The organism is Tomitella cavernea (assembly GCF_016599145.1).
Classification (GTDB): Bacteria; Actinomycetota; Actinomycetes; order Mycobacteriales; family Mycobacteriaceae; genus Tomitella; species Tomitella cavernae.
Genome location: NZ_JAENKO010000066.1, coordinates 1 through 16,839 on the forward strand (window position 1 = coordinate 1; position 16,839 = coordinate 16,839).

Annotated in this window: 23 protein-coding genes and 1 pseudogene; 13 read left to right on the top strand and 11 right to left on the bottom strand. The window is 65.8% G+C overall.

From position 1 onward, the window contains the following. Window positions 1-506 precede the first annotated feature (506 nt). The 6 genes from JJ683_RS17015 to JJ683_RS17040 all read left to right on the top strand — a co-directional run bounded on the left by JJ683_RS17015 (window position 507) and on the right by JJ683_RS17040 (window position 4,158). Window positions 507-1,795 (top strand): IS3 family transposase gene (locus tag JJ683_RS17015; protein ID WP_200175872.1). Its coding sequence is split into 2 segments (ribosomal slippage): window positions 507-780 and window positions 780-1,795, totalling 1,290 coding nucleotides; the frame shifts between segments, so codons are not numbered across the junction. A gap of 280 nt (window positions 1,796-2,075) precedes the next feature. Next, window positions 2,076-2,279, top strand: a complete 204-nt coding sequence (locus JJ683_RS17020; protein ID WP_200175874.1) for a hypothetical protein — start codon at window positions 2,076-2,078, stop codon at window positions 2,277-2,279. A gap of 36 nt (window positions 2,280-2,315) precedes the next feature. Then, a complete protein-coding gene (locus tag JJ683_RS17025; protein ID WP_200175877.1) occupies window positions 2,316-2,588 on the top strand; it encodes a hypothetical protein in 273 nt (90 codons plus the stop codon). Between the two features lie 173 nt (window positions 2,589-2,761). After that, window positions 2,762-3,175, top strand: coding sequence for a glutaredoxin family protein (locus JJ683_RS19500; RefSeq protein ID WP_200175879.1), 414 nt, complete (start codon window positions 2,762-2,764; stop codon window positions 3,173-3,175). Window positions 3,176-3,259: 84 nt separating this feature from the next. Then, window positions 3,260-3,775 (top strand): DnaB-like helicase N-terminal domain-containing protein, encoded by a 516-nt coding sequence (locus tag JJ683_RS17035; protein WP_200175880.1) that lies wholly within the window; start codon window positions 3,260-3,262, stop codon window positions 3,773-3,775. Then, window positions 3,772-4,158 carry a helix-turn-helix domain-containing protein gene (locus JJ683_RS17040; RefSeq protein WP_200175881.1) on the top strand — a complete coding sequence of 129 codons (387 nt, stop codon included), beginning with the start codon at window positions 3,772-3,774 and terminating at the stop codon, window positions 4,156-4,158. The genes JJ683_RS17035 and JJ683_RS17040 overlap by 4 nt, the downstream gene beginning before the upstream one ends. Before the next feature lie 67 nt (window positions 4,159-4,225). Here JJ683_RS17040 and JJ683_RS17045 read toward each other — a convergent pair whose 3' ends face one another. After that, complete coding sequence (locus JJ683_RS17045) at window positions 4,226-4,375, bottom strand: hypothetical protein (protein WP_200175882.1); 150 nt, start codon at window positions 4,373-4,375, stop codon at window positions 4,226-4,228. A 579-nt stretch (window positions 4,376-4,954) separates the two neighbouring features. Next, complete coding sequence (locus tag JJ683_RS17050; RefSeq protein WP_200175883.1) at window positions 4,955-5,401, bottom strand: hypothetical protein; 447 nt, start codon at window positions 5,399-5,401, stop codon at window positions 4,955-4,957. On the opposite strand from JJ683_RS17050, the gene JJ683_RS17055 reads away from it, so the two are divergent. Beyond that, window positions 5,379-6,494: a matrixin family metalloprotease gene (locus JJ683_RS17055; protein ID WP_200175884.1), complete on the top strand. Its 1,116-nt coding sequence runs from the start codon at window positions 5,379-5,381 to the stop codon at window positions 6,492-6,494. The genes JJ683_RS17050 and JJ683_RS17055 overlap by 23 nt on opposite strands. A 922-nt stretch (window positions 6,495-7,416) precedes the next feature. On the opposite strand, the gene JJ683_RS17060 is transcribed toward JJ683_RS17055, so the two are convergent. The 5 genes from JJ683_RS17060 to JJ683_RS17070 all read right to left on the bottom strand — a co-directional run bounded on the left by JJ683_RS17060 (window position 7,417) and on the right by JJ683_RS17070 (window position 10,339). After that, window positions 7,417-7,572 (bottom strand): hypothetical protein, encoded by a 156-nt coding sequence (locus JJ683_RS17060; protein ID WP_200175885.1) that lies wholly within the window; start codon window positions 7,570-7,572, stop codon window positions 7,417-7,419. A 129-nt stretch (window positions 7,573-7,701) separates the two neighbouring features. Further along, window positions 7,702-7,836, bottom strand: coding sequence for a transposase family protein (locus tag JJ683_RS19280; RefSeq protein WP_242474812.1), 135 nt, complete (start codon window positions 7,834-7,836; stop codon window positions 7,702-7,704). Window positions 7,837-8,628: 792 nt separating this feature from the next. Beyond that, window positions 8,629-8,994: a DUF8462 domain-containing protein gene (locus JJ683_RS19860; RefSeq protein ID WP_504739236.1), complete on the bottom strand. Its 366-nt coding sequence runs from the start codon at window positions 8,992-8,994 to the stop codon at window positions 8,629-8,631. A gap of 353 nt (window positions 8,995-9,347) precedes the next feature. Beyond that, a complete protein-coding gene (locus JJ683_RS17065) occupies window positions 9,348-9,902 on the bottom strand; it encodes a hypothetical protein (protein WP_200175886.1) in 555 nt (184 codons plus the stop codon). Then, on the bottom strand, window positions 9,902-10,339 hold the full coding sequence (locus JJ683_RS17070; RefSeq protein ID WP_200175887.1) for a hypothetical protein: 438 nt from the start codon (window positions 10,337-10,339) through the stop codon (window positions 9,902-9,904). Before JJ683_RS17070 ends, JJ683_RS17065 begins: the two co-directional genes overlap by 1 nt. Before the next feature lie 283 nt (window positions 10,340-10,622). Here JJ683_RS17070 and JJ683_RS19830 point away from each other — a divergent pair, with 283 nt between their 5' ends. The 6 genes and pseudogenes from JJ683_RS19830 to JJ683_RS17095 all read left to right on the top strand — a co-directional run bounded on the left by JJ683_RS19830 (window position 10,623) and on the right by JJ683_RS17095 (window position 15,015). Further along, complete coding sequence (locus JJ683_RS19830; RefSeq protein WP_425584539.1) at window positions 10,623-11,639, top strand: recombinase family protein; 1,017 nt, start codon at window positions 10,623-10,625, stop codon at window positions 11,637-11,639. A 1,149-nt stretch (window positions 11,640-12,788) separates the two neighbouring features. Continuing rightward, window positions 12,789-12,956: pseudogene (locus tag JJ683_RS19285) on the top strand (3-ketosteroid-9-alpha-hydroxylase); the annotation flags it as partial. A gap of 325 nt (window positions 12,957-13,281) precedes the next feature. Beyond that, on the top strand, window positions 13,282-13,422 hold the full coding sequence (locus JJ683_RS17085) for a hypothetical protein (protein ID WP_200175888.1): 141 nt from the start codon (window positions 13,282-13,284) through the stop codon (window positions 13,420-13,422). 194 nt (window positions 13,423-13,616) lie between these two features. Continuing rightward, complete coding sequence (locus JJ683_RS19505; RefSeq protein ID WP_277952158.1) at window positions 13,617-13,745, top strand: hypothetical protein; 129 nt, start codon at window positions 13,617-13,619, stop codon at window positions 13,743-13,745. 98 nt (window positions 13,746-13,843) lie between these two features. Then, complete coding sequence (locus tag JJ683_RS17090; RefSeq protein ID WP_200175890.1) at window positions 13,844-14,626, top strand: alpha/beta fold hydrolase; 783 nt, start codon at window positions 13,844-13,846, stop codon at window positions 14,624-14,626. A gap of 167 nt (window positions 14,627-14,793) precedes the next feature. Continuing rightward, window positions 14,794-15,015, top strand: a complete 222-nt coding sequence (locus JJ683_RS17095; protein ID WP_200175891.1) for a hypothetical protein — start codon at window positions 14,794-14,796, stop codon at window positions 15,013-15,015. Between the two features lie 69 nt (window positions 15,016-15,084). On the opposite strand, the gene JJ683_RS17100 is transcribed toward JJ683_RS17095, so the two are convergent. The 4 genes from JJ683_RS17100 to JJ683_RS17115 all read right to left on the bottom strand — a co-directional run. Beyond that, entirely contained in the window at window positions 15,085-15,237 is a 153-nt protein-coding gene (locus tag JJ683_RS17100; protein ID WP_200175892.1) for a hypothetical protein, read from the bottom strand. Between the two features lie 33 nt (window positions 15,238-15,270). After that, complete coding sequence (locus JJ683_RS17105; RefSeq protein WP_182360572.1) at window positions 15,271-15,555, bottom strand: hypothetical protein; 285 nt, start codon at window positions 15,553-15,555, stop codon at window positions 15,271-15,273. 87 nt (window positions 15,556-15,642) lie between these two features. Next, complete coding sequence (locus JJ683_RS17110) at window positions 15,643-16,224, bottom strand: Asp23/Gls24 family envelope stress response protein (protein ID WP_200175893.1); 582 nt, start codon at window positions 16,222-16,224, stop codon at window positions 15,643-15,645. Continuing rightward, the coding region (locus JJ683_RS17115) for a DUF6286 domain-containing protein (RefSeq protein WP_200175895.1) at window positions 16,221-16,839 on the bottom strand (619 nt) is incomplete at its 5' end. The genes JJ683_RS17110 and JJ683_RS17115, both read right to left, overlap by 4 nt.

The window sequence follows — 16,839 nt, forward strand, 5'->3', positions numbered from 1 at the left end:
TGCCTGCCTGGCCGGCCCTGGGGGCGCGGCGGCGGTGGTGGGGGAGCGGCCCGCCTGCCGGCGGGCCGGCCGGGCGGGGCCGGCCGCATCGTCGACGGCGCCCCGAGGGGGCGCCGACAGTACAGCGCCTTCGGCGCTCATCTTTTTGCCAATGAAGCCTTCGGCAGCATAATCCCGCTCTCCCGGCTCCCCGGGGGCTTTCGCGGCATAAACCGCGGCCTCCGCAGGCTCCGGCCGCTCTTTATTCCACGACCCCCAGTCCGCCGCTCGCAGCGGGAAGCAGGCACTGCGTGCCTTCATTGGCAAAAAAGATGAGGGGGGGACCACGGGGGTACAGACCCGCTCCCACCTCACCCCGGCGAGGGCAACAGGCACTCGCCACAACCCCAGGAGGACACCATGACCCACACCACCTACACCCCCGCAACCATCCCCAACGACATGCGCGGCACCCTGAACCGTCCCAGGTTTGTTGCCGCTTCCTTTCGAGTTGAAAGGATGGCGTCATGCCGAAGAAGATCGATCCCCAGGTGCGTGAGCGGGCCGTGAGGCTCGTTCTCGAGCACCGCTCCGAGTACCCCTCGAACGCGCGGGCTGTCGCGGCCGTGGCCCGGCAGGAAGGTGTGGGTGTGGAGTCCCTGCGTCGTTGGGTTATCCAGGCTGAGATCGATGCCGGCGGCCGAGACGGCCGGACCAGTGAAGAACACGCCGAGATCAAACGCCTCAAGGCCGAGAATCGGCGGCTGCGCGATGACGTCGCGGTCCTGAAGGCAGCGACGACTTTCTTCGCGGGGGAACTCGACCCCCGCAACCGCTGATGATGGGCTTCATCGATCAGATGCGGGCCGAAGGGCATGCAGTCGAGTCGATCGTCCGCGTCCTGCGTGAGCAGGGCGTGAAGATCGCTGCGCGCACCTATCGGGCGTGGGCCGAGCCCCGCATCGCCGCGCGGACCATCACCGATGCCCTGGTCGTCGATGCCGTCCGTGACGCCGCCTGGACCGACATTGTCGACACTGCAGCCGGCGTGCGGCGGAAGATGACACCGGAAGGCCTGTACGGGCGCAAGAAGATGACTGCGCTGATCCGTCGGACCACGATCCCCGACGCGTCCCGCGGCGCGGTCGACCGCGCGATGCGCATGCTCGGCCTCACGGGCGTGACCCGGGCGAAAGCGATCCGCACGACCATTCCCGCCAAGGACGGCATCCGTGCCGGTGACCTGCTCAACCGGGACTTCACCGCGCCACGGCCGGATCACACCTGGGTCATGGACTTCACCTATGTCCGTTCGTGGGCGGGCTGGGTGTATGTCGCGTTCATCCTGGACGTGTTCTCCCAGCGCATCGTCGCCTGGCATGTACAGACCACCAAGCACGTCGATCTCGTGATGATCCCGCTGAGAATGGCGCTGTGGGAACGTGGCCGCCAGGGCCGGCCCGTCGAGCCCGACCAGTTGCGGGCGCATAGCGATGCCGGGTCTCAGTACACGTCCGTTGCGTGGACAGACAAACTCGCCCTCGACGGCATCGCCCCGTCGATCGGGTCCGTCGGCGACGCATATGACAACGCCCTCATGGAGACAATCAACGGCCTCTACAAGGCCGAATGCGTCCGCACCACGATCTTCCACTCCGGGCCATTCAAGACGATCGCTGACGTCGAGTACGCGACCGCCGGCTGGGTCGACTGGTACAACCATCGCCGGCTCCACGGTAGCCTCGGAATGACGAGCCCCGTCGAGTACGAGGCCGCCTACTACGACTCTCTCATCCGAGAGACCCTCCCCGCATAGAAGCGGCAGAGAACCCGGGACGGTTCAGCCTGTGGCATCACCCCCGGCCACTGGACCATCACCAGAAACCACACCGAATAACACCCCGACCACCCACCGTGGGCCGCCCCGCACCAAGGGGCGGCCCACCGCCATATACAGCGAAAACACGCCAGAAGAACCACCGAAACCAGTGGACACCACACGCCTAATAGACTACAATAGAGTATGTCGGAAGGAACGGAATCCGACACCCGCGAGGGAGGGCAACCGGCCCACCCCGGCACCCCAGGAGGACACCATGCGACAGACCATTGAGACCTACACCCTCACCGGAACCGAGCCCGTCATCCGCGGCGCCGTCGACGCCAACGGCAGCGACATCCTCGTCGTCACCGGCCCTCGCGACACCCGCCATATCACCGCAGGCGACAGTGACGCGCTCGACGCCGCACTGGTCGCCGTCGCCGACGCCGACCTGGCCACCGACCTGCTGGCCCTGTAGACCCGCACCACGGCCACTACCGACAAGGAGCCGACAATGTTCACCGACAGTGACACCCGCATCCAGGCCGGAACCGACGCCGAGCGTGCCGACGCCTACCGCGACTTCTTCCACGACCAAATCACTTACGACGCCGACCGCGCCGTCGCACTTCGTCAAGCACTCGGTGACCGCGACCTCGACCGGCTCGCACTACTGATCGAGCAGACCATCAACAACGCCGAACACCGAGCGCACGCCGAGCTCGGCACCGACGCACCCGAACCCACCGACGCCGAGATCATCGCCCAACGCATCAGCGAAATGTGATGCCGGCGCCCCGGCCCACCGAACGGGGCCGGGGCGCACACAAGCAGGACGAACCACCGAAACCAATGGACACCCTACGCCTAATAGACTACAATAGAGTATGCCGGAAGGGACGGAATCCGACACCCCCAGGGGAGGGCATCAGGCCCACCCCGGTACCCCAGGAGGACACCATGCGACAGATCACCTACACCCGCACCGACACCCTCACCGTGACCGTCCCCGACCACGCCGCAGACGAGGATGACCTGTTCAACGACCTCGCCGGATACGAAGACGCCGGACAGGTCACACTGCATGCATGCGTGCGCGACATCATCAGCGATGACCCGATCCGCGTGCGTGTGTTCACCTCCCGGCAGTGCCAGTCGTGCCGCATGACCAAAATGGCGCTCGAGCGCCGACTGATCCCCTACACCGAAGAGGACATCACCGACGACGACGAGGCACGCGCGTTCGTCACCGACACGCTCGGGCACCGGCAGCTTCCCGTCGTCGTCATCATCGAGGGACCCGGCCGCGCCGATGATGAGCTGATCCACTGGTCTGGGCACCGGCCCGACCGGATCGCGCAGATCACCCGCTAACCGCCACCGCCGGTGAGGGCGCCACGGCACTCCACGAGCGCACACCTGGCAAGCCGCCGTACAGTCGACACGAACGAGGCCGCGATGGACGAGGATCTACCCGCCGAGCTGGACACCGAGGTGACACTGCTGTGCGCCGCACTGTGGCTCCGCGACACCACCCGGGCACGCCTGATCGCCGAGCGTGTGCACGCCGCCGACTTCATCAGGCCCGCCCACGCCACGATCTACACAGCCTGGCAGCGGCAGGTCCGCGCCGGCCAGCCGCACGACGCGGCCACCGTGCTCGCCCGGCTCACCGCTGCCGGCACCGACGAAGTGCCGCGCACAGTGCACACCGCACTACGCGGAATCATCACTCTCGGAGCCGAACCCGCAGCCGCCGCATCCCACGCCCTCGACGTGGTCACCGCCGCCTATCGACGCAGCTACACGGCGCTCGCGGCTACGATCGCCCACGCCGCCGAGGCTGCCGCTACCGACGAGCTGTTCCCCATCTTGGTCGAACACGGCCGCCGGCAACGCACCCAGGCAGAACGGCTGCACATCCTGCGCCGCACCCTCGGCGCAGACCCCCACGACGAAGGAGCCGCTGCATGAGCACCATGCTAAGCCCCGCCCGGCTCACGATGTTGCGCATGGAATCAGGTCTACCGCGCGACGACCTCGCCCGGATTCTCGGCGTGGACCTACGCCGGTACCGCCGGTGGGAGTCAGGAAAAGAGACTATCCCGGCCGGCATCGCCACTGACCTCGCGGCACTCCGCTCCGCTGCGGCCGACGCCGCGCGAGCCCTCGTCGCCGACCGCGCCGCCGACGCTGGTCCCGCCCCGCTCGTACTCGCATCCCCCGACGACGACGCCGCATTCCACGCCGCATGGCCAGAACACGCAGGCATGCCCGCCCGCTGGTGGTGGCACGTCGCCGCCATCGTCGAAAGATACGGCGTCCCCATTGAGCGCGGCAACACCTACAGCCGATAAACACAGAGAAGCGGACGGCTGCAAGCGGCCGACAGCACTTCTCCTCCCACCAAGTCGTGGTGGGTCGTCACCCACCGGGTCCAGGAACGCGGACACGCACCGGCCAGCCGATACCCAACCGCAGCCACGCCCACCGGGGCAGGTCCGCGATCCACTCGCTGATCTCGGCGATCGTGCGCGCACCGGCGACGACCGCCGCGCGGGCGACGACGGTCACGGCGCCAGCCGATGCCGGCGTCCCCGGGGTTTACGCGGTTCGGGGGCCGTGTCTAGTACATCCCATACCGCGACCGGAATATCACCGCAGGCCAGGTAGGCGAATCGGGGTACTGCTGCAACCGCGGCGGGGATCACCGGCGACAGGCAGGCGGCACAACGAGGCTCTGATCGATCGCGTGGACGCTAATCACCCATCATGATCGCGGATCCCGTTGTGCCCGCTGCGCTTCTGCGCCCTCAACGGCGTGTCATGGCCACGACACGCTGCACCAACGACTTCACAACCGCCCCGCGGTGACATCCATCCACCGCATGTCGAAGACGCACACAATCGAGACCTTGTCGTGTGGAGCCCGACATCGTTCTTATGTCGTTCGAGCCACCCTCCCAGATGGCAGTCCTCGGCGGTCATCGCCGCGTACAGCAGCGTCACGTTCGTTATGCAACCGAGACCAGGACAGAACTCGCAAACTCGCTACAGCGCCGGTCGATACCCCTTAGCCTCAAGATCGTTCACGACGAGCGCAAGGACAACAACATGAGGGGGACGAGTGACAAAGTCGCGCAGCGGCACAGTTCAATCGAAGCGATTCCGCCGCACAGGCCAATCACAGTGTGCCCGCTCGTTCGCGGCGGCCACGATGTCCGCGTTGCTGCTCATTACAGTCGCCGCGACCGCAAGCGCAGCGCCGAACATCCAAGAATCAAGTGCCACGCCGACCGCCACTTCGAACGTTGCGCCCACGACCACGAGCGCGCCCACGACCACGAGCGCGCCCACGACCACGAGCGCGCCCACGACCACGTCGCAAAGGCCATCGGATCCCTCAGGCGCTGTTTCCGACGCCAACATGCCAAATCGAAAAACCACCGGCAGCAGCGTGCCAGAGCTCAGCACATTGCCCTCGCCAAGCCCGACGATGCCGCTTCGCCCCGCCACCGCTAGTCCTACCGCGGCTCCCAACACTGAGCCGGAAAAGAAGCCACTTGCCGTCGCACCGATGGGCTGCACGAACTTCTTCAACCCGCGTCTCAACACATGGTTCTCGGTATGCGGCCTGATTCTCGACAAGTACAACCAGCTCGGCGGCCCAGGCGGATTCATGGGACCGCCCACTTCGAACGAAATCACGAACCCAGACGGTATCGGCAAACGAAGCTCGTTTGAAAACGACGCCTCGATCTACTGGTCGCCGTCCAGCGGGGCTCATCAGATCGGAGGCGCCATCGGCGCAGAGTGGGCGGCACAGCAATGGGAGTCCGGCCCACTTGGGTATCCAACGACTGATGAAATAATCAACTCTGACGGGGTCGGACGGCATAACCATTTTCAAGGCGGGTCAATTTACTGGTCGCCAACGACAGACGCGCACACCGTGTGGGGCGCTATCCGTGATAAATGGGAGACTGAGGGTTGGGAACTCAGTGTCCTTGGGTATCCAGTAACTAATGAGTTTGCGACCGTCACAGGTGGATTCGGACAGCACTTCCAAAGTGGATCGATATACTGGTCCGCGAGTACAGGTACGCACTATGTGCTGAACCGCATCAAATCGCTTTGGAGTGCAGCCAACTGGGAAAACGGTGTCTACGGTTACCCGACTGAGGACACGAGGAACGTTGGCTGCAACGAGAATGCGCAGAACTTCCAGGGTGGAATACTCGTTACAAACATAGATGCGTATAAGTTAGGGCATAGTGCAGTTGACGGCCGTGAGATTGCATACTCCGCAGACTGGACAAAACAATCATCGAGTGACGCATGGGCCGGCGCAGTCAATGACTGGAACGCGCTTGGATCAATTAACATTAAAGAATCCGGCATCTTTGGCTTTGATGTGACGACGAATGAAGTGAACTTGCCTGACGTCGACTACTCGGGGCAGTATACATACTATCCGGTGCTATCGGATCAGATCGTACTCAATATCGCCTACACCGATTCATATACTCCGACCCAACGGAAAGTAGTTCTCACTCATGAACTCGGGCACGCACTCGGCCTCGACCATTCCTGCAAGTCGCAGATAATGAGCGAGTCTGATGCCGAACGCTTGGCGAGCACCACAGAACCGAATAAGTTGGATACCGCAGTATACCGGTACCTTTGGGGATGAGAGGGGAATGAAAGTGGTTACGCAGTCGCCGTGCAGATCATTCGCTCGCCACGCTATCGTCGTAGGCGCAGCCCTATTGGTTTCTCTCACTGCATGTGCAGAGGGGAGTGTGTCCGATCCAGTGGACAGCAGCAATTCCACAGCCAGAACTATGTACACGCACTCAAATAGCGTCATCGACCGATCGAATCCCGCAGCAGTCGCAGGATTCGCGACGGACATATTCTTTGCGGACGTCACTGAGTCTCTTGGCTCGACTACGCGCCGTGGCGTTCTGGAGACTCAGTATCGGGCGCAGGTCACAGAAGTGCTAAAAGGTAGTACGAGTGGGACTATAGTCATAAATCAAGCCGGTGGAATCAAAGAAGATGTTTCCTACGTTGAGAAAGGTGATGCTCTGCTGGTCCCCGGCCAGAGTTACATGATTGCGGCTAGGTATTCTGAGGCTGAGAATTGGTATACCGCGGTTCCGGTATCAGGGGACGTTCCGGTTACTTCACCGTCTAACCGAGCTCAGCAGAAAGTGGCAGGAGGCCGTGCCGTCGAGGATAGGGGAGAAGTTAGAAAAGAAATGCAGAATGCAATAGCGAATGCAATACCATTTTCACATCCCTAGGGTGCAGGGTCACGGGATTGTAGAGTCTGGTCAGGTCAGCGCGAGTGTGAGCGCGTCGTCGGGCCATCGGGCGTGGTGTCGTAGCCCGGCGGCGATGTTGGTCCAGCCACCGATGCGCAACAAGCTGACGGCCGTGTTGCGGCAGGACGCCATGATCCGGGGCGTCTGCCCGGTGCGCACTTGGGACAGGTCTTCACCGAAGGTGACGTCACGGACGTGGTGCAGCGCCTCGATGCCCCAGTGTCCGCGGCCCTACGTGGACAGTACTGGCGGAGGCGCCACGGTGTGGTCTGCCGAGGTGATCAGTTAGACGACCTCGACGGACTTCTTGCCACGGCCGGTGACGGTACGGCGTAGCTGGGCCACCTGCGCGGCTTCGGGGAGAACGATCCACGCCGGGACGTCGGCGACCTTCACGGTGCGGGTGACGCGCCGGCGTGGAAGGTGCGCGTCCATAGCCATGCGCCGAGTGCGGAGTTGAGGGCGTCGGCGTCGATGCGACACAGACGGTGTGCGCAGCGTCGATTCGTCCGGCAGGGCCGATCCGCCCAGGTCGAACGCGGCGATATGTTCGGCGGTGGCCGCAGCGGATCACTGGCCGATCGCGGCGAACGAGTAGCGGATACCGCGCCTGTCACGCGGGTCCGGGACGGTCTCGAGAACCTCGAGCAGACGCTCGTGGCGAGTCGGTGTCGCGGTGGCGGGCGGCGTGGGAGGTGACGGCATGCGGATGTGACCTCGGGGCTGGTTGGTGTCGCAACCCCATTCAATCCCGTAGGTCACATCCTTCCCACCCGCCACGCCGGTCACACTGAAGCGAAGTCGGAGGTTGCAGCGCCCCTACCCGGCCTTTCCAGGGCCCTGCCCTAGGGTGCTATAAATGTGCCGAAAAGTTGCTGCATCACGCTATGGCGCCGCCCGCTATAGTGTGAGGGGATCTGCATAAGGCGAAATCGTCTGTTATCTAAGCCTCATTCGAGCTACAAGCAGGCCTTTAGGCGATCTGGCGAAATCTCAGGTACTAGGCAACTTTTATGCTCCCATTCTGTCTTTCCGAATCTGTCGCCTGAGTGATCAGAGTATAGCTCTATCGTGTCAGAGTTGGGGACTGTAAAAAAATGGTATCGGAGAGGGTCCCCTTCGGTGGTTCTCAATGTTAGATCATAGCGCGCACCGGTCGAAGTACGGGAATTTATCAGGCATGTTATAGCTGCATTCGGGAACATTTCGCTGATTGATGGTTTCGGCCCGTGAGTAACTTGTGTGCCACAACTCGGAAGGTGTGATAGTTGTAGATATCCTTGCGGGGGGGGGCTGTGGCCGGAATTTGAGCATCCAACGACAGAGGGAAATATAAAGAGGAGGCCAATCAGTATGGCAGTTGTTGGCTTTCTGGTCCGATATTCACAGATCATTCCATTCCTCCTCCGCGGGCGAGGACTGCGGCGTCGTGTCGCAGTCGGATGTTCCAGTTCCGACCGGGTCCGATCGGGACTTGCACCATCGGATACAACTGGTCTATGCAGGTTGGCGCCGGATGGACTGTTCCATCCCGGGGACGGTGAAGGCGAGCTTGCCGTGCTCGGGAACCCAGACTAATCCCTTCTTGAACAAGTTGTCGCGCAGGTGCTCAGGGAGGATAGCCGCTTGCCGAGACGCTCGGCGATCTCTCGCGTCCGTGGTTCGACGTGCCCAGATGCAGGCCATGACGCGTAGATAGTCCTGCCGGCACGTGGCCGACGTGGCGCCACTGATGGGTCCGTGTCGCCGATGCGGTCCTGCAATACCCGTCCGAGACTGTGCAGCTCGGTATCGATCATCGCTTCGGCGACGGTAGCGGTCACTTTCGCTCCCCGGGTAGTAGAGATCAGTCCAATCGGTCAGTGCCTCGTAAAGCTAAAGGTTCACGAGACACCAACCCGAGGGGTGGCCGCCGCGGACGACCTGGGCGGGAACGGGCCGGAGACTGTCTTGTGAACGCGTATCGCCGACATGCGTCTCAGTCGTGATGCTCCTGGGGTTGTCGAGGCGTATGGGCCGGCATGAGGTTCCTCGGGTACACGCGGGTCAGCACGGGGTGGGTTGCGGGCACATTAGGTGAGTCTCGTCGCGAGGTTGGCCGTGTGCGGCCATCTTGCTAGAGTTGTGGTGTAGCCACCCCATCGCGGTGGGGTTGGAAGTGAGCCGCAGGATTACTCGCCGGACGACGAGGCCTGCGGCTCGCGTCGTCTCTTCGGTCACACGTGGTGGAGCTCGACGGCGTTGCCGAGCGCGGCGAGGTAGTCCGCGTTGCCGACACGGGACTGCACGACGGCGCCGCAGACGATGTCGGCGACCGCCAATGCTGGCTCTGCCCGTCCGATCGCGTGATCGATCCGCAGGCCTGCGGAAACGACCCTCTGGGCACGGAACTTCTGCAACAGGTCAGTGTCGCTGCGGTCGAGTTGGCCGCGGGACTCGAAGGTGATCCGGCTGCACGGCATGTCGGCGAGGTTCGGCAAGAGGTACTCGAGGCACTTGCGGCGGTGGCGCCGATCAGCGGCGCCGGACTCGCTGCGGACGACGACGAACCCGGCCACCGGCAGGGCGGCGACGGCGTCGATCAGGTCTTGGCGGCGGGCATCGCTGCTGCCATGCCAGTGCACCTTCTTCTCGCCGGGAAGGCGCAGCTCGCTCATCGCCGCGCGCAGCGCGGGTACGTCGTCGGCTTCGCAGAGTGCCGCCGCGATGAGGTAGGTGCCGGGGTCACGGTCTGGCTGCGAGCCGCTCTCATCGGCCCACGCGGTGAGCACTACCGGTCGTGCTCTGTGGCCGCGGGGGGAGCATCAGCGGGTGGGGCAGCGTGGCGGCGTCCGCGGTTGCCGATGATCTCGGTGCCCGCGTCGAGGTCGATGCATAGGACGTCGTCGTCCATGCGGGCCGGGTACCGGCGCGAGACGGTGGTGTCGATGTCGTAGAACGCGGTGAATGCCGACCCGGCGACCATCACCGGACCGGTGCCGGCGCTGCGCCCGGCGCCGCGTACTGCGTAGCCGTGTGGCACGTCGTCGCCGACGCCGCGGATGCCGACGATGCCGCCCTCGCGGTCGTAGAGCAGTTCCACGCACTCGGGGGCGTCCATGAGCGTGTAGGCGGCGCGGTTGATCGAAATGACGCCGCGTTTCTGGATGCTCACCGACGGTGCCCGCCGCAGGGAAGTGTTGCGCTTGTCGAACACCTCGAATGCCATCTGCCACCTCCAGAAGTTGATGCTATCGCAGTCGCATGCACCGGTACCTATACGGCATCAACAGACGTCTAAGGCGGACGACGTGCGCGTGCTTGCAGAGCAGGAGATACCGGTCTGCAGATATGCATCGCTCCCATCGCCTCCAACGCGCACAAGACGTCATATAGCGATACTTGTCGCCCTTCATGTGCTATAGAATTAGTGACAGATTATGTGACAGTGCCGAGCGCTCTGGCGCACCGGGCGAGGACTGTCACGTGAACGGTCGTATACGTGACAGCGAGTGGAAGGGGAGTGGTCGGCGGTGTGGGTGGGCTATGCGCGGGTGTCGAAGGACGACGGGTCGCAGTCGACCGCTCTGCAACGCGACGCACTTCTCGAGGCCGGGGTCGACGAGCGGGCGATCTACGAGGACCGCGCCTCGGGGGCGAAGGCCGACCGGCCCCAGTTGGAGGCGTGCCTGCGGTCGCTGCGCGAAGGCGACACGCTGGTGGTGTGGAAGCTCGACCGGCTCGGGCGCAGCCTGCGGCATCTGGTGACGATCGTCGAGGACCTCACCGCACGCGGTGTGGGAATCAAGGTGCTCACCGGGCAGGGCGCGGCGATCGACACCACCACGGCCTCGGGCAAGCTCGTGTTCGGGATCTTCGCAGCGCTGGCGGAGTTCGAACGCGAGCTCATCTCCGAGCGCACCAAGGCCGGGCTGGCGTCGGCCCGGGCGCGGGGCCGTCGGGGTGGACGGCCGTACAAGATGACGCCGGCGAAGCTGCGTCTGGCGATGGCGGCGATGGCCGATAAGGACACGCATGTCGGGGCGTTGTGCGTGGAGCTGGATATCACCCGTCAGACTCTGTACCGGCACGTTTCGCCTACCGGGGAGTTGCGAGACGATGGGCGCAAGCTGCTCGCCGAACGCTCAACGGCTACATCGACGGCGCGCACGAACCCGGCCAGCGCCAACACGGGTAACACAGCGGACGCAGCCGATGCTCCTGATCCGCTGCGGTGCCCGGACTGCGGGTACCGCCCGTCGCGGCCGCAAGACCGGATTCCCCACCGCCAGGACCTGGACACCATATGGCTGCACCTCGAGAACGGGGGCGTCCGCGAGGCCCGGCATTGCGCACGCTGCCAACCCCACGAGCATGTCCGCGCTATCACCTGTACGCGGTGCGCGGACGGTCCGCTGCTCACCGGAAGCGATGGTGCGGCAGGCGAGCTTCCCGATCCGGTGCTTGCGTGGCTGGATCGCCACCAGTGGGTCACCATTCCAGAACTCGTCTGCGGCGACCACGCCTGACCGCATTCGGTGGGGGTGCGGCATCGCGGTGTACCCGCACCGACCATCGACAGAACGCACCATCAGGCGGGGGATGGCCGCCTTCCGTAATGAAGTTGGCTGTACTCGGCGACTTCTCAGGGATGCTGTGCGGTGAGGTCGGTTCCGCCGGCGGACGCGGTGCAGTCGTCACGATGACCGGTCCGCCGGTCCGGCAGATGGGCCTGCTCTGTACGAGGCCGGTGGCCGCCACCACCGGCGAGCCTGTTGGGCCGGCAGAAAGGTGCGGGCGTCATGCTCGAGGGTGAGGGGAGCGGAACGCACTCGCTATGGGGACGCGGCCTCCCGGCGGGCCGGTAGGCCAGAGCGTCGAGGCGTTTCGACGGCTGTGTACCGGCTCGCCGGCCCCCATGCTGGTGACGGTGCTGCTCGGCGCCGGCCGAACACTGCGCTGCGCAGTTTGCTCGATTATACCGCCAGTGAGCTGGCACGTGCAGCGGTGAGCGAGATTGTTTACCCATCTGACCTGCGTCGTTACTGGTCGGTGGAGCAGGGCCTGCGATCCGGCGACGTGGATGCCCGACGGCATTGTCGCCGAAGTCGACGTCCCATGTCAGGTCGGTGACCGCGGCGTTGCCATCACCACAGGCGAGGGTGATCGCATCCGGCGCGGCCGCGGCAACCACAGGGGCCGCGTCGAGGACAGTCAGCTACGCCTCGGCCGGCACCGTCACGGACGGCGCCGCTGTAGCGATACCGCCGGTCACCAGCACGCTTCCAGCAGCGACGATGCCGACAGCGCCGATCGCTTTCATCATCGAGTTGTTCATGGTCGACTCCCCACAAGAGGTGATACGTCTTCCCGGCCCTGCCAGGATGTGCACTGCGCACCGCACGTGTTACACATTGACCGGAATCGGCCCCGACCTCCGCAAGAAAGTCGACTCCTCCCGACAATCCACGCAGCAGGATTCCCGCGGCGCACGGAGCACAGCAGTCGTGATGACCTGACCGAGTCCTCCCTCAGCCATCCTGCTTGCGCTGCGCCTTCCCCCATGGCGGGAAACACCCCTGGCAAGTGCCAACACACGATGACACTGTGAACTTCGCCATACGTGGATGTCTTCGTGTCCCAAGGCATCCGAAGTTCCGACGGGTTGGGAGAGCGTAGTGACAGTTACCGAGAACACCTCCGTATCCGGTGATGAGCCGGAAGTCCGCATCATCGAGTCCATCGCCGCGCCCGAGCGGTTCGCCCGCGGCTGGCACTGCCTGGGCCTGGCCAAGGACTTCCGCGACGGCACGCCGCACTCGGTGGAGGCGTTCGGCGGCTCATTGCATATTCGCACGCGTCACCCCGATCAGGCGCAACGTCCAGGAGTCCGCGTCGAGCGCGTTGACGCCGTGCAGTTCCGGGGGCGGAGTAGGCCGGATTTGATCGGCTCCTCGGCTGCGGCTTTCTACCCCGGACCCTTCGACGCAACTGCTCTGAGCGGCGCACATCCGGCGAACAAAATCAGGTGAGGTCAATCACGCCGCTTGGACTGCGATGCTGGCGCACCTTGTGTTCGAACACTACCCAGTCGAGCCGACATGAACAGGCATACCGCAGCCACCCGCGGGGTATGCCTGGTCGAAGAACCGATCGAAACGAGGCCACCCGATGCCTGGACCCGCCCGCCGCACGGGAGGCGCGCTCAACTCCGTGCTCGACACGATCATCAACGTGCTCACGCTGCCGTTCCGCATGCTCAAACAGCTCTTCGGCGCCGGCGGCCGCAGAGGCGGCGGCACACGTCGATAAGGCGTCCGCCGGCGACACAGGCGCCGGGGCACGGGCCGATATCACGCAGCGGCACCCGCTAACACCCTCCGCCCCTGCCACGACATACCCGGTAGCACCGCAAACCCCGGGGGCATCGGCATCCGCACGGCGCCACCGCTCGACGCAGTTAACGATCGGATGCCCCGTGCAACCCTTGCTCAAGGAGGAACACCATGGGATCGTTGCAGGACGCGTTCAACTATGTCGCGGGCTCGCTCGGCAACCTGGGCGCCCTGTTCGTCGGCAGCGTCAACGACGCCTTCAACTACATCAACGGGAGTATGACTGGCCTGTCCAGTTGAACTGACCGACGAACCGCACGCGCGACCAGATCCTGCACCTCGCAGGAGTCTGTCGGATAGGGCAACACCCGAGATTCGGGGGTTCTAGCGTTCCCGGTATGGCGTTGAATCACGTGAGACGAGGCAGCGGCAGCCCGCTGTTGCTCGTGCACGGTCTGGGGTCAGGGTGGCGGTCCTGGTCTCCGATCCTCGACGAACTGGCCGAGCACCGTGAGGTAATCGCCGTCGACCTACCGGGGTTCGGCGAGACGCCGCGGTTGACCGGCGAGGTTTCGATCGCCACGCTGACCGATTCCGTTGCGGACTTCATCCGCGAACAGGGCCTGGACGGGGTCTCGACCGTCGGCCAGTCGATGGGCGGCCGAATGGTGCTCGAGCTCGCGCGGCGGGGCGTCGGCGGCGATACCGTGGCGTTGGATCCGGGCGGTTTCTGGAGCGACCGCGAGGTCGTCGTCTTCGGCGCCACGCTGCGCCCGTCGATCGGATTGGTCCGAGCGCTACGAGGCATGCTGCCAGTACTGCTCGGCAGTCCTGTGGGAAGGACTCTGCTGCTGGTGCAGTTGTCGGCGCGCCCCTGGGCGCTCTCGCGCGAGACCGTGCTGCCGGACGTGCGCGGGCTGGCCGACTCCCCAGCGACTGGCGCTGCCATGGACGCCCTGACCAAGGGGCCCACGCAACAGGGGGCCCCGGCTGGCACAGTGCCCGGCCGGGTCACGATCGGTTGGGGGCGTCGTGACCTGGTGACCGTGCCGAGGCAGGCCGCACGCGCCATGGAGCTTTTCCCGGACGCGGTGCTGCACTGGTTCGAGCGGTGCGGTCATTTTCCACAATGGGACGCACCACACGAAGCGACCCGATTGATTCTCGACAGCACCGATTGAGGTTCGTTGCCGGCCTACCGACGGCCGTACTCGCCGCCGGAGGGAGCAGGATAGCGGGATAGCCGGTGCAGTCAGGCCCCGATTTACACCACCACAGGGAACTCATCCCGGATACGAGACCGTGCCGGCCCGGGCAACACCATCGCACACGATCGGCGACACTCGAGATGAACTCCTCGGCTCAGCACAAGGCGCAAGACCTCAAAGACAGCGCACGCGAGCAGGCCCACGCCGCGCAGGACACCGCAGGGCACCGGGCCGCCCGCGCCCGCGACGCCGCCACCGACGAGCGCGGCACACTCAAGTCCGCCGCCCCTTCCGGCGCCGTGGTGATCGTTATTCGCGCGGCGCTCTGCGCGGCGGCGGCACTGCGGGCGCGGCGGCGCTGACCAGCCGACGCATCAGGGACGTCACCGATCTGAACAGCAGCGATGCGCCGCGGGCAGGACGCGGTGATGCTAAGGCGTACCGGCGGCGGGCATGTCCTTGTCGGCTGATGCCAGCGGGGCGCCGGCCTCGGCCGGGCCGGCGAGCATGACGGCGAGGTGCTGCTTGATCTGCGCGGTGCTCAGGTGCGCGCCGGATCGTGACGGGGTGTGCTGAGTGGCCATGGGCTGCCTTTCGTTGCTGTCCGGGGGCCGGTTCTACACGGGGGTGGGGTCGTCGTTGTCGTCGTGGCGGCGTCGGCGTCGCCGGTATACGGCGGCTTCCTCGTCGGTGGTCTCGGGTTCGAGCGGGTCGTTGTGCCACCGGTAGCGGATCGCGACCATCAACGCGCCGCCGGCGGCCAGGCCCACGATGGCCGCGGTACCCCACGGCCATGCGGCGGCGCCGTCGGGCCGGCCCAGCATCACCAGCCATACCCCGCCGGCGGCGATGCCCAGCAGGAGCAGCGTCCAGGCGGCGAGTCCGGGGAAGTTCTGGCGCACGTGCGGTGTCCTTTCGTTGTGGTGTCCCGTCAGGTTAGCCGGGAACCGTGCGGCCTGGCGGTCTAGCGGACCGTGCGGCCTGGCGGTCTAGCGGACCAGGCGGGTTTGGCCGCGGCGGCGGCCGGTGTGCAGGTGGATGCGGGTCGGCGGCGCAGTGTCGCCGAACATGTCGGCCAGTTCCGCCCGGGTGCGGGCGGCGGCGCGGGCTGCTGCGGGCAGATCCGCCGGCGCGGCGAGTTGTGCGGTGACATCGACGGTGAGCGTGCCGCGGTCCCGGCGGATCCGGGCGTGGGCGGCGCCGATGGCGGGGTCGGCTGCCAGGGCGGCGGCGGCGCCGTCGGCGAGGGTGCGCACGCTTGCGGTCAACCGGCCCTCCGGCCCGGTGCCGGGCAGCCGGATCGTGTCCCGGCGGGGCACGGGGATGTGGCCGAGCAGCCAGCGCAGCGCGAGCAGGCCGATCAGCACCCCGCCGATACCCGCGGCCCACGGCCACCACGACTGCCCGGTGACATCGGTGATGGCGTCGATCGAAACGCGGTCGGGCAGCCAATCGGTCCACCGGGGCGGCCAGTGCGTCGCCCAGCCGATGAGCACGAGCCCGCCGGCGACCGCGCTGAGCCCGACGACCGCGGTGGCGATGCGGTCCCATGCCGCCATCAGCCTGCTCATCGGTGCACCTTGTCGGTGTGCACGGCGGCGTCGATACGGACCTGGCCTGCGATCGGGGCGAGCCGGTCGGTGAGGGCGTCGGTGATCTGCGTGCGCACGGCGGCGGTGTCGGTATCGACGGTCCGCGCGGTGACTGTGATCTTCTTGCGCGTCGCAGTCGCAGCGGCGCCGGTGACCGCGGGCACTGCGCGGGCGATGTCGCCGGCCAGCCGGGCGGCGTCGACGGGCCGCAACCACACTGTCGTGGCCGCGTCTTCGTCGCCGACATCGGCGGCGACATCGGCGGCGACACTGTCACTGTCACGGCCGCTGTCGTTGCCGCCGGTGGCCGGATGTGCGTGCGTGCCGGCGGGGGTGGATACGGCGCGAGCGGATACGGCGATGGCGGTGCGGCGGCGGGGTTTGACCGCGAGGACGAGCAGCCACACCCCGCACGCCGCGGCGGCGGCGCCGACGACGCCCCACCACGGCTGGGGGCGGGCGCCGTCGACGGCATCGGCGAGCGTGCCGAGCCAGGACGGCGCAGGCGCCCACCCGGCGTGCACGATCGCGTTCTGTACCCCGGCGATGGCGGCGGCGAGCACGAGCAGCGCCCCGACGATCCCGGCGGGGGCG

Bases quoted from the DNA above. Each gene is read 5' to 3' on its own strand.
- JJ683_RS17060 (WP_200175885.1), bottom strand. From the start codon at position 7,572: ATGGCTATGGACGCGCACCTTCCACGCCGGCGCGTCACCCGCACCGTG.
- JJ683_RS17025 (WP_200175877.1), top strand. From the start codon at position 2,316: ATGTTCACCGACAGTGACACCCGCATCCAGGCCGGAACCGACGCCGAG.
- JJ683_RS17070 (WP_200175887.1), bottom strand. From the start codon at position 10,339: ATGGCATTCGAGGTGTTCGACAAGCGCAACACTTCCCTGCGGCGGGCA.
- JJ683_RS17095 (WP_200175891.1), top strand. From the start codon at position 14,794: ATGAACTCCTCGGCTCAGCACAAGGCGCAAGACCTCAAAGACAGCGCA.
- JJ683_RS17020 (WP_200175874.1), top strand. From the start codon at position 2,076: ATGCGACAGACCATTGAGACCTACACCCTCACCGGAACCGAGCCCGTC.
- JJ683_RS17100 (WP_200175892.1), bottom strand. From the start codon at position 15,237: ATGGCCACTCAGCACACCCCGTCACGATCCGGCGCGCACCTGAGCACC.
- JJ683_RS17055 (WP_200175884.1), top strand. From the start codon at position 5,379: ATGGGCTGCACGAACTTCTTCAACCCGCGTCTCAACACATGGTTCTCG.
- JJ683_RS17035 (WP_200175880.1), top strand. From the start codon at position 3,260: ATGGACGAGGATCTACCCGCCGAGCTGGACACCGAGGTGACACTGCTG.
- JJ683_RS19500 (WP_200175879.1), top strand. From the start codon at position 2,762: ATGCGACAGATCACCTACACCCGCACCGACACCCTCACCGTGACCGTC.
- JJ683_RS17040 (WP_200175881.1), top strand. From the start codon at position 3,772: ATGAGCACCATGCTAAGCCCCGCCCGGCTCACGATGTTGCGCATGGAA.
- JJ683_RS17090 (WP_200175890.1), top strand. From the start codon at position 13,844: ATGGCGTTGAATCACGTGAGACGAGGCAGCGGCAGCCCGCTGTTGCTC.
- JJ683_RS19505 (WP_277952158.1), top strand. From the start codon at position 13,617: ATGGGATCGTTGCAGGACGCGTTCAACTATGTCGCGGGCTCGCTCGGC.
- JJ683_RS19280 (WP_242474812.1), bottom strand. From the start codon at position 7,836: ATGCCGTCACCTCCCACGCCGCCCGCCACCGCGACACCGACTCGCCAC.
- JJ683_RS17110 (WP_200175893.1), bottom strand. From the start codon at position 16,224: ATGAGCAGGCTGATGGCGGCATGGGACCGCATCGCCACCGCGGTCGTC.
- JJ683_RS17085 (WP_200175888.1), top strand. From the start codon at position 13,282: ATGCCTGGACCCGCCCGCCGCACGGGAGGCGCGCTCAACTCCGTGCTC.